Source organism: Colwellia sp. BRX10-4, assembly GCF_014077465.1.
Taxonomy (GTDB): domain Bacteria; phylum Pseudomonadota; class Gammaproteobacteria; order Enterobacterales; family Alteromonadaceae; genus Colwellia_A.
The window spans coordinates 39,113-50,660 of the sequence record NZ_JACGVZ010000015.1; the positions used below are offsets into that span (position 1 = coordinate 39,113).

Below are 11,548 nucleotides of genomic sequence, written 5' to 3' on the forward strand. Positions count from 1 at the left end.
AAGCTTTTGTCTCATAAAATTATTTTTGCCTTAACGAATAAACAGCCACTTTCCCCTCAGAGCCCGCGGCTAAAAACATCATTTTACTACTCGCTAAGCTATAGAACCCTTTATCGTCTTTTTCTCCCTCAGGGTTTGCCAATACTTGCCATGTTTCTCCTGAATTATATGAAATATCACTACTGGTTTTTCCGGTTGCAATGCAAACATCGCCTTGGCAGCTCATTGCTGAACGTAATCCATGCTGCCCTGTAGTGACTGAACGCCACTGGTTATTAGTAAATGTTGCTATATTAGAATAACTTGCTGGGCGTTGCTCGTAGTCTCCACCCACGACAAATATTTGTTGCTGTGAATTTAATGCTAAACCATAGCCACCCGCTGTTTGTGTTTCAGAAAATAACGGCACCGCATGTCGTTGCCATGTTTCACCAAAGTCCTCGCTGCTATAAACCGATGCTGAAAATCCGCCAGTTGTTAGCCAAGCCTTGCCTTGCTTGCCAACAATTAGCGTATTACCACTTGCAGCAAAAGCAGCTTCTTTTTCAACTAATGGTGGTATTTTATCAATACTTATTCTCCGCCACGTTTTCCCGCCGTCACTGGTTTTTTTGATCATGTAAAAACCACCAACAGGATCCCCCATCAGCAAACCATTTTCACGATCCCAAAAAGCAATAGCGTCAAAAAAGCCGGTTTCATCTTTATTCTGATAAAGCAACTGCCAGCTATCCCCACCATTAGATGTTTTATACAGCACTGATTGTTCACCACTGCCAACCCCCATCACAATCGCAGTGTGCTTATCGAATAAGGCAATATCACGAAAACCTGTTTTTAATGGGCTATTTACAGATTTATCAAGCCACGTTTTACCCGCATCTTGGCTGACAAAAACAGCATTATTACTGCCACTTACCCACAAAGAATCATCAATAATCGCGCTTCCTCGTAAAGAAGGTGAATGAGGTAAAACACTATGTTGCCATGACGGCAAATCAACCATAGTGGTACTACTGACAATAGCGGAATAAAAGAAAGAGACTACACTGATCGTTTTAATTGCTTTAATTAACGTATAACTTATTTTAGGTGCAGGTAATATTGAGAGAATATACGGCATTATAATTATCATTTTAAGTGAACATAACAATACTATTAAGTATTTCCAAATATTTAACAAGCGATAAACATCAAACACTCACAATAGTACATAGCAATATAATTCTTAGCTATAAAGTTGTAAATACAGTCAATTTCAGCGATAGTAGTTCAATAAAAACACTAGTTATAATATTAACTTAACCAATAAAATGATAAATGCTTATGCTAGAAATTGATGACAAAGTACTTGCTGATATACGCCGTGGATTTTCGATTCCTGCTCAGCCAAGTTTATTACGTAAATTACAAAAAATAATGGCGGAAGATGAGCCTGACTTAAATGTATTAGCTGACATTATTTCACAAGATGTCGCCGTGGCTTCAATTATCTTAAAAACGATAAACTCGCCACATTATGGGTTATCACGTTCCATATCAGATATTCATAAATCAGTGCACTATATCGGTTTAAATGGCATAAACTCATTAGTAACTAACACGCTAATAAAAAGTAGTTTTGACCAAAAAGATTGCAGTATCGCTTTAGAAGATTTTTGGGATAGCGCAACACATATTGCCCATACTTGTGTTCATATTGGCAAAAAGCTCAAAGAAGGCACCTCAAAAGATAAGCTCTTTTCTCTTGGTTTATTTCATGATTGTGGTATCCCCATCATGGCGATGAAATATAGCAATTATACAGAGACTTATGAGCTTGCTTATAACAGAGCCAGTAAAACTTTACCCCTTATTGAAGACGAGTTTTATGGGGTAAACCACGCAACTATTGGCTATTACGTAGCATCATCTTGGCGATTACCCAAAGATATTTGCACATTAATTTTAGTTCATCACGACCGTGATTTTCTCAAGATGAAAAATTCACGTCCACAAGAAATTTACTATGCGATATTAAAGCTGGCAGAAAACCTTGTACACAACCATAGACACAGTCAAAATTCTGCAGACTGGCCTTATGTACAAGAGATGATTTTCACCTTACTCGATATTGATGAAGACAACTATCAAGATTATCTTGAAGACACTGAATCATGCCATTTAGAAGAAGACTAATATTTACCACACCAAGTAAACCCTTGATTTAATAATAAAAAATTGCATTAAGGGTGTTAAGTTTTGGCAGTATATTTGACACATAGATTTCACGGTACCTTCCCATAAAATGCTATGAGTTATTCCTTAATTAGGAGTCCTTTCATCAATCAATCGTAATGTGTTTACCCTATCCCTATTAAGCTTTACTGATATGACATTTGTCATATCAACTCCTGACAAATCTCTCTTACACTTAAACTTTATATTCGGCAAACTAAGCTCATTGTCCAATTAGCCATAAAGTCACTCATGAAACATATTATCAAATCAATCGTTCTGTCTTTCGTACTGATACAAACAGCTTGTTCAGTATTTGAATCTCAAACTGAATCACGCGAAGTAGAAAAATTTACAGCATTAAAAATATCTGGACTTGCTGAAGTTATTATCACCCAAGCTAACGAACAAAAACTGGTCGTTCAAGTATCCGGTATGCCAATAGCTGATGTCGTTACCACCGTAGAAAATGAAACGTTAATTATCACGACTAAAGGTTTTCATCAAGGTGAGTCAGTGCAGGTTTTTGTTCATTACAATCAACTTAATAGCATAAGTACCTCAGGCTCGGCTGAATTAACCAGCACTAATACTCTGAACACCCAACATATGAACATTACGACAAATGGAGCAGGAGACATTAAAGACTTAACGGTCAAGGCTGACAGTTTAAAAGTGAGTATTAACGATTCAGGTAATGCCCACTTGGACGTTGACGTGAACGATATAGAAATTGAGATGAATGATGTGGGCGATTTAAGTATTCAAGGCGTTACCAAGCGACAAAATATTCGTTCAAATGCTTCACGAGGTACATTATCTAACAGTAACTTAGCTTATTCAGAATAATACCGCCCCTTGCTTTTAAGTAACCCAATTAACCATCAAAAATGAGTATTACCATGAAAAAATTCTTTGTCTATTTCACCCTATTAATAATTTTAATCACCGCCAGTTTTATGATTTCATATCAGAATGGCTTGTATGTGTGGGAAAATCCGCAGCAAAACATGTGGATCACTAAAGGACAGCTATTTGATAGCACCAGTGAACAAGCGATTAAAAATACTGGCATTTTAGTTGAAAACGGTAAAATATCTTGTATGGGTAAAACCTGTAAAATCCCCGCAGATGTTATTCAGATTGATGCCACAGGCAAAAGTATTGTTCCTGGGTTAATTGATCTACATGGTCATTTTTTTAGTGGCAAATCAAGGGATAATGAACAAAGTTTACCGGCAATGATCTGGGATCAATTTCGTTTTTTACCCCGTGTTAGACGTGAGCTTATTGCCGCAGGCATTACCAGCTATCGTTCTCTTGGCGATGTTATGCCAGCTATTTTCACACTGAAAGAAGAGCTTAATAAACAAAACATTGCAGGACCAAGGCTGTTCGTTTCGGGACCCATATTTACTATCAAAGGCGGGCATCCAACCCAAAAAAAAGGCATTCCAAACTGGGTGCTTGAAAGCATGACCGTACAGTCTGATGATCCTGTTTATGTAAAACAACAAATTGCTACTTTAGCAAAAGAGGGAATAGATGGCGTAAAGGTTGTCTATCAGAGCCATACTAATAGTGAAGGCGTCGTTACCATGCCACGTATTTCCAATGAAACGTTACAAGCGATAACCAGTGCAGCGCGTGAACACGGCCTTTGGATTGCGGTACATACAGGCACACCTGAAGAAACTGATAAAGCTATTGCAGCGGGTATAACGACTATTGAACATGGCATACGTCATGGAAATATTATTAAAGCAAAGACGATGCAAAAAATTATAGATAATAATATTGTCTACGTGCCAACATTGGGCAGAGAGCCACAAGGTCATTTAAATATTGCGGCATTAAATCAGTCAGGAGTGATGTTTGGAGTCGGTACTGATTCACCTGTCGAAATGAACGACGGTAACAGCTATCGGAATGAGTTATCTCGCATGGTTAATGCCGGTATTTCTGATGTTGAAGCACTCATTGCTGCAACACGAAATGGTGCAATTGCTTTAGGAAAATCAAAAGAATTAGGCACTATTGAAGTGGGTAAGTTCGCAGACATATTATTAATTGATGGGCAGCCTTGGCAAGATATTACCGAACTAAAAAATGTTGAAATGGTTATTTTATCTGGCCGCATAGCAATGAATAAATTAACCGTTCTTTGAGGTCAGAGGTAAATAGGTAACTTCTGCAAAATTAGCTGTACGTTAGCTACATTTTTGAAGATGATATACTACATAATAATTACTGCATAAGATGTAATACGGGGTCAAATGAGCTTATTACTTAAAATACATTATTTCTTACTACCACAAGATGAAGATATTGGTTATGCGGTTTATAGCAACTTACTTTTCTTGAGTTTATTTTTTGGTAACTTGTATTTTAGACCGGTACACGGTTTTGATATGGTAATAATCATTGCCGGACTGATGACCTTCTTAGTCCTTTATTTTCGAGCATTTGCAGCTCATAAAAATGATTTAATTTATTATATCGCTGCTATGTGTTTTATTGGCGTTGCTTTGTCAGAAATTAATATAGGGGCAAATATTTTTTTCATTTATGCCGCTGCATTTAGTGGAGAAATTTATAATAAGAGGAAAGCGTTTATAACGCTTTTATTAGTGTTAGCCTTCATTATTTTTTATTCCGTTATAACGGATAAATCAAGTTACTTTTGGTTGCCCGCAATATTTATGTCTATTACATTAGGGTTATTAAATATCAATCGTACTGAGGTTTTAAAAAAGAATAAAGCGTTAAAACAATCACAGCAAGAAACCAAACACTTAGCGAAAATAGCAGAACGTGAACGCATTAGTCGAGACTTGCATGATTTACTGGGTCATAGTTTGTCAGTCATAACGTTAAAGTCTGAACTGGCTGGTAAAATGATTGATAAAGGACTTCCGTCTGAAAAAATAAAAATAGAAATTAAAGCGGTGGAAGAGTTATCACGTAAAACGTTAGCGCAAGTTAGAGACGCGGTTAAAGGTTATAACATCGCAACGATTAAAGGAGAACTACTGCAAGTAAGAGTTGCCACTGAAGCCGCTAAAATAGAATTGATCGAAAATATTGAGTTGGAGTCATTACCGACAGGTATTGAATCAGAATTAGCATTAATTATTCGTGAAGCCATCACCAATGTCATTCGTCATGCTGAAACAGAAAAAGTCTGGATAGTTTTAAAACAAGTTGCCACACATTTAACATTGACCATAAGTGACCAAGGACAAATAACCGCGATAAAAGAGCAATCGGGTATGCAAAATATGCGCACACGAATTAATAAAATGGGTGGTGAAATGAATGTCGCCAGCGTCCCGAATACACAACTTAAATTTACACTACCCATAACAGCTAAAAGCCAGAATAACAAAGTCATATCAACCCTGCACACTGTAGCTAATGGATAAAATAAATGATTAAAATACTCATTGCAGAAGATCAATCGATGGTGCTTGGTGCCTTATCTGCTTTACTAGATATGGAAGACGATTTTGAAGTCGTCGAAAAAGCTAAAAACGGCAAGGATGCGCTTGCGAAATCTCAGCAGCAACCCATTGACATAATTTTGACCGATATCGAAATGCCATGCATGACAGGTATAGAATTAGCACAAGAATTACAGAAAAAAAACCACCCCGCCAAGGTCATGATTTTAACGACATTCGCTCGAGGTGGATATCTTCGCCGTGCTATGGCTGCTGGTGTAAAAGGCTACTTACTCAAAGATGCGCCTTCTGATTCGCTAGCTGATGCAGTGAGAAAAATTCATGCGGGTAAAGTCATTGTTGCGCCTGAGTTAGTAACTGAAGCTTGGGCTGCAGAGGATCCATTGGGCGACAATGAACGTAAAATATTACGTTTTTCATTAGAAGGTCACTCAACAAAAGAGATCGCTGAATTGATCTGCTTATCTGCTGGGACGGTGCGAAATTATCTCTCTGAAGTGACTTCAAAATTAGGCGCTAAAAATAGAATTGAAGCAGCTCGAATTGCTAAACAGAAAGGTTGGTTATGATTTACCCAATGATCATTAATATTTGTAAATACCAGTCTACCAACACCTTCAATAATACTATATAAGACCCTGATTAAGCGCGATTAATACCGACCGAGTTCTGTCGCGAGTATTAAGTTTTGATAAAATAGTAGAAACATGATTTTTAACTGTCCCCTCTGCAAGAAATATACTACGGGCAATTTCTTTATTAGAAAAGCCCCATGCCACCAACTTTAAAATTTGTTGCTCTTTTTCAGTCAAATTATCAATCATGGGTGCGTCATTGAGACCTTGGTTCAATTGCTTCATAACCACCGGAATCGTTAAGTTAAAGTCGCGGTGCACGACTACCGTGTTTTTACCTTTTTGGTAACTTTTATTAATATTTTTTAATATAATATTATCGCTATTTTTCATCATTTTTTCCTAAAATCTTCAGAGAGGCTTTCATTAAAGTGCAGCTATATCTATGTGATTATTTGAGCTACTAGGGGCTTTCTCTAACGAGCGTTCATCGTTTTTCATAAAGCTGACCTTCACCCCCATATCAGGTAAAATTCGAGGATCTGCTGTTAACAATTTCACCCTGACTTTAATGCTCGCTTTTTGACGATCTGCGGTAGGTATAACAGCAACGACTTCACTACTAATAATCCATTGCGGGTATGCATCTAATTTAGCGAATACTTTTTGTCCGGGATAAACACGATTGATATAGCCCTCACCTACTTCAACCTCTATTTCTAACGAACTCATATCAACAATAGTGCCGACACCTGTACGAATAAAACCACCACCAGAAGATCCTGCTGAAATAAGCTCACCCACTCGGGCATTTTTACTGATCACGACACCATCAAATGGCGCGCGAATTTTATGTTGATTTAACGGATACTGCGCCAATTCAACTCGTTGCATTGCTGAATCAACCATGGCTTGTTTATTACGTATTTGGATGGCGAGTTGTGCATTTCTAAAGCACTGTCTTCAAGTAATTGTTCACTGATCAGCTTTTTGCTAGCCAAGGTCTGATTACGCTTAAATCGCTGAGTTTGCTGTTTGAAAAGTAAAGTGAACTCGTCAAAACCCGCTTGCTTTGCCGATAATTCCGCTAAAGCGAGTTGGTATGAAATCGATGCTTGCTTATCATCAAGCTCGGCGAGTATTTCTGATTTACTTACCGTTTGTCCTTCCTCAATATTCAAGCGGTTTAGCTTGCCCGTTACACGAGAAGATACTGTAGCTATGCGCCTCGCAACTACATGGCCGCTTGCATCAAGTACGCTGTTATTTATGGGCTCTGCTGTATTTACATCATGGATTTTAGGGGGGTGTTGTTGAATATCTACGTTAACTGACTCATTTACTTTTTTTTATCAGTTTCAAGGTGATTAATAATTTCAGCAGCACTTGTTGGAGAAAACAGTGTCTGTCCCACAAAATATAAACTTGTGCTGAGTAACGTAACAATCAACATACCGATATAGTTACCTGATAGCCCCGCAGCTTTAGTTTACGGAGATCTATCAATAGTCAGCTTAGAAAGTTCGAAAGGGGTTTTACGTGTTATCGGCATTTTATTCTCCTACAAAGTTTGTAAAAGAATAAGAAAAAGTGGCGTCAGACAACAATGCCAAAAGTCATTGTTATCAGAAAAGGTATAAATAATAAAAGCGTAAATAGGATAAAACGTTATTCATCTATCAATAACGAATGACTTAAGGTTAACCGAGTGAGTTAATGTGTGGTGAATCTTGCCCAAGACAATAATAATTCACGAAAGTCTTCTAAACCACAACTTGCTGACTCTTGATCGTCAAAGTCTATATCATCTGCACTGAGTGCTTCAGGTAAAGCTTCAACACCATTTAAGCTCGCGTTAGCGGCAATAGAAACATCTTTTTCAATAATCCTAACCGTATACTCACTGCCAACTATTTCATGCTCCTGTGCGCTTGAATGCTCAGCTTTATCAATAACATTTAATAATGCGGTTAATTTTTGAGGATCATTGCCAACTTCTACCTCTAACCATGGTCCAAAAACTTCATGCTCAAAAGAGAATTTTGCTTTCGCGTAGCGTGTGGTGGGGTCATTTATAAATTCGTATTCCATAGGATAACTCGGAAAGTGTTCGATACCTCTATTATAGAATATTTATTGCATAAGGGGGAGTTAACATTTATTGCTCACGCCCCCCTTTATAAAAAGCTATTATCGATAAACTATAGCGGAATCTTTTTATCTGCAAAGGCCTTTGCCATAGCAAAACGATTGCTTGAACGCTCACCTAGTTTTACAAGCATCAGATAACAAAACGGCACCAAAAACAAACTAGTAAACGTTGAAAATAACAAACCACCAATAATCGCTACTGCCATCGGGTAAGCTTGGCTATCACTTGATGCTAAAGCTAAGGGCACCATACCAATAATGGTGGTCGCTACCGTCATAAAAATGGGTCTAATACGGCTGACACATGCTTCGATAATAGGCGTCATTATGTTTTCTGTTTCTATCTTCAACTTGTTAATTTGATCGATGAGCACAATACCGTTATTCACCACAATCCCCATTAAAATTAACATACCTATCATGCCTGTTTCGCCTAAACCCATCCCTAAAATAGCAAAAGTCCAGTACACTCCAATAAACGCTAAACCAATAGAAGACAAGATGGCAATAGGCATAAGTAGCGATTCAAAAAGCGCTGCCATCACAATAAAGATAAGGGCTAACGCAAGAAACATATTCATCATCATGTCTTTCGCAGCTTTTTCATCTTGCGCAAATTGGCGTCCTAAGTTCCAATCATACCCTGAAGGAAAAACAATATTGTCCATTACTTCTTTAACTTTCGTCGATGCTTCAACACGGCTTAAATCAGCTAAATTGATAGAAATACCCAAAGTAGTTCTTCGGTTTGAACGTGTAATTTGTTGCATTATCGGTTGCGTATCAAAAACAACGAGTTGCTGCAGAGTAATGACCCTCCCTTTACTCTCGTAAATAGGTAGCTCTTTGATACGCTCAAGCGGTACGGCTTGTTCTTCGTGATAAACCAAGCGAATATCAATCTCACCTAATTTAGCATCACGAAATGAACGCAGGTTAGTACCACGAAGTGCACTCGAAATACGGCTAGCAATATCTTGTGTGTTTAAACCTAAACGCGACACCTTTTCGCGATCGATACGTAACACTAACTCTCTATTTTTATCTTCGTTATCAATGCCCACTTCAGCAAAACCTTCAATATTGCTTAACTGACTAATCACCGATTCACTCATTTCGATTAAACGTTTAGTCGAACTACCGTTTAACGTAAGTTTGACTAAATCTTGTTTTTGATCTGACCAGTCAAATGACGGTTGAGCGATAGCTGTATCAGGAAAGCCTTTTTTTATTTCTGCTTTGAGGTCGTAAAGTGTTTTTGAATAGTCATCATTAAGTTTTATCCGAGACATGGCAAAATTCGACCAAATTCGGCTGTTCACTTGTTTAAATTCGAAGGCTTGTTGGTTGTCGTATAGGTACTCTTCCATCTCATCAACTAATTTACTGACATCAGCTAATTGTTGTTGCCCTTGAATATGATAAACAATATTAATTTCTTTGACCGTTGTGCCCTTCTCGCCATTAACATTGACCATTTGCTTGGTCAATACGCCACTAATACAGAGTAGTAAAATGCAAAAGCCAGTTATTTTAGGGTGAGTAAGTACTCTTTTCAAATTGGGCCGATACCAGCGATCTAACTTCCCTTGGGTTACCACTGACGATAAAGCCTTTTTGTCGACACGGCTAAGCATTAATGGAATAGCGGTTTTTGAAATAATTAACGACGCCAATAAAGGTAAACAAATCGCCACCGCTATTTGCTCGACTAAAATGGTAATAAAGTTTTTTTCACCCATCAAGAGTGGCATAAAAACAATAGTAGTGGTGAGTGTGCCACTGATAATGGCAATACTGACGTTATCAACACCTTTTAGAATTTTTTCTATCGATGTTAATGCTTTGTCTTGTTGCTGAAGAATGCTTTCACAAATAACGACAGAGTTATCAATTAATAAACCAACCGCAATAAAAAGCCCTGCCAGCGACAGCATGTTTAGGGTGTAGCCCATAAAATACATGCCTGCTAAAGCAAAACTTAACGAAATAGGCACGGAAGCAACAACGACAAAGGTAATATGGCTATTACGCAAGAATATAAATAAAACAATAAAAGACAAGACAATACCTAACGCGCCCGCCTTTAATAAATCACCTAATGACTCTTGAATTTCTTCACCACTATTATCTTTGATACCAATGGTAATCGCTTTAAAGTCATCATCTTGGCGAAGTTCTTCAATTAAATCGACAATACTATTAGTTACATCAACAACATTTGAATCAGATTCTTTAAACACTTCTAGACCGACTGATTTTTTTCTATCTGTTCTTATCTCACTATTTTTTGGTGGAGAGACTAAGCTCACCGTAGCCACTTCACTTAACCTGACACCGGCTTTTACTTGAAAGTTTTTGATGTCAGCTAAACTGTGATATTCACCGTCTGGTGACACTCTGAACTTTCGACCACCATTAAGGATTGAACCTGACTTAACTAAAAAATTACTGTCGCGTAAGTCTTGCAATAACTTAGCTTGATCAACACGGTTCATTGCCAGTTTAATGCTGTCGAGGTGAATTTCTATATTGGGTTGCACAACGCCACGCATTTCAACCTTGCCAACACCTTGAAGACGCTCAAGTGGATTTTTCAGTTTCTTATCGATGAAGTCATAAGCGCTAGAAAGATTTTTATCTCCTGATAACACTAAGCTTATTACTGGTAAGTCTTCGGTGGAAAACTTTTGCACCATAACTCTCTGAACATCATCAGGTAAGAGATGGCGTACCATGTCAACTTTTTCACGCACCTCTAATATTTTACTATCGAGGTCGGTGCCAAGATCCATCATGACCCGAATTGAAGCACTGTCCGCTCGACTGGTAGAGCGTATTTCAGTGATCCCCCCCAAGGTAGAAACGGCTTCTTCTATCGGTCGGGTAATTAAACGTTCAACTTCTTCAGGTGTTGCGCCGTTATACGGAACATTAATGAAAGCCATCGGAATATTCAGAGCAGGCCAGCTTTCTTGTGGCAATAATTTACTCGCAACAAGACCGGTAACAAAAAGCGATAACATCAACATTGCCGTAGTAACGGGTCGCCTTATTGCTAAGGCAGTTAACCAAACAGTTGCGGGTAAGTCGAAAATACTTTGCTTACCTGTTTTCTTTTTAGACGTTAAATTTGTCATC

The 11,548-nt window shown here is 38.0% G+C and carries 11 protein-coding genes; 5 read left to right on the plus strand and 6 right to left on the minus strand.

All coding sequences use genetic code 11. From position 1 onward, the window contains the following. Positions 1-19 precede the first annotated feature (19 nt). Positions 20-1,123 (minus strand): oxidoreductase, encoded by a 1,104-nt coding sequence (locus tag H4J67_RS12665; RefSeq protein WP_182172634.1) that lies wholly within the window; start codon positions 1,121-1,123, stop codon positions 20-22. 203 nt (positions 1,124-1,326) lie between these two features. Here H4J67_RS12665 and H4J67_RS12670 point away from each other — a divergent pair, with 203 nt between their 5' ends. The 5 genes from H4J67_RS12670 to H4J67_RS12690 all read left to right on the plus strand — a co-directional run bounded on the left by H4J67_RS12670 (position 1,327) and on the right by H4J67_RS12690 (position 6,250). Continuing rightward, entirely contained in the window at positions 1,327-2,178 is an 852-nt protein-coding gene (locus tag H4J67_RS12670) for an HDOD domain-containing protein (RefSeq protein ID WP_182172637.1), read from the plus strand. Positions 2,179-2,469: 291 nt separating this feature from the next. Beyond that, the gene (locus tag H4J67_RS12675) at positions 2,470-3,066 is read left to right on the plus strand and encodes a GIN domain-containing protein (protein WP_182172640.1); all 597 of its coding nucleotides are present in this window, start codon (positions 2,470-2,472) and stop codon (positions 3,064-3,066) included. Between the two features lie 53 nt (positions 3,067-3,119). After that, positions 3,120-4,385 carry an amidohydrolase family protein gene (locus tag H4J67_RS12680; RefSeq protein WP_182203942.1) on the plus strand — a complete coding sequence of 422 codons (1,266 nt, stop codon included), beginning with the start codon at positions 3,120-3,122 and terminating at the stop codon, positions 4,383-4,385. A 108-nt stretch (positions 4,386-4,493) separates the two neighbouring features. Then, positions 4,494-5,642, plus strand: coding sequence for a sensor histidine kinase (locus H4J67_RS12685; protein ID WP_182179581.1), 1,149 nt, complete (start codon positions 4,494-4,496; stop codon positions 5,640-5,642). Between the two features lie 5 nt (positions 5,643-5,647). Continuing rightward, entirely contained in the window at positions 5,648-6,250 is a 603-nt protein-coding gene (locus H4J67_RS12690; RefSeq protein WP_182172649.1) for a response regulator transcription factor, read from the plus strand. Between the two features lie 57 nt (positions 6,251-6,307). Here the strand turns inward: H4J67_RS12690 and H4J67_RS12695 are convergent, their stop codons facing one another. The 5 genes from H4J67_RS12695 to H4J67_RS12715 form a co-directional block, all read right to left on the minus strand. Then, entirely contained in the window at positions 6,308-6,652 is a 345-nt protein-coding gene (locus H4J67_RS12695) for a response regulator transcription factor (protein ID WP_182172652.1), read from the minus strand. Positions 6,653-6,682: 30 nt separating this feature from the next. Further along, positions 6,683-7,150 carry an efflux RND transporter periplasmic adaptor subunit gene (locus tag H4J67_RS12700; protein WP_259368596.1) on the minus strand — a complete coding sequence of 156 codons (468 nt, stop codon included), beginning with the start codon at positions 7,148-7,150 and terminating at the stop codon, positions 6,683-6,685. Continuing rightward, entirely contained in the window at positions 7,117-7,575 is a 459-nt protein-coding gene (locus H4J67_RS12705) for a biotin/lipoyl-binding protein (RefSeq protein WP_310650638.1), read from the minus strand. The genes H4J67_RS12700 and H4J67_RS12705 overlap by 34 nt, the downstream gene beginning before the upstream one ends. 394 nt (positions 7,576-7,969) lie before the next feature. Next, the gene (locus H4J67_RS12710; RefSeq protein ID WP_182172661.1) at positions 7,970-8,347 is read right to left on the minus strand and encodes a YacL family protein; all 378 of its coding nucleotides are present in this window, start codon (positions 8,345-8,347) and stop codon (positions 7,970-7,972) included. Positions 8,348-8,457: 110 nt separating this feature from the next. After that, the gene (locus H4J67_RS12715; protein WP_182203943.1) at positions 8,458-11,547 is read right to left on the minus strand and encodes an efflux RND transporter permease subunit; all 3,090 of its coding nucleotides are present in this window, start codon (positions 11,545-11,547) and stop codon (positions 8,458-8,460) included. Position 11,548 lies beyond the last annotated feature (1 nt).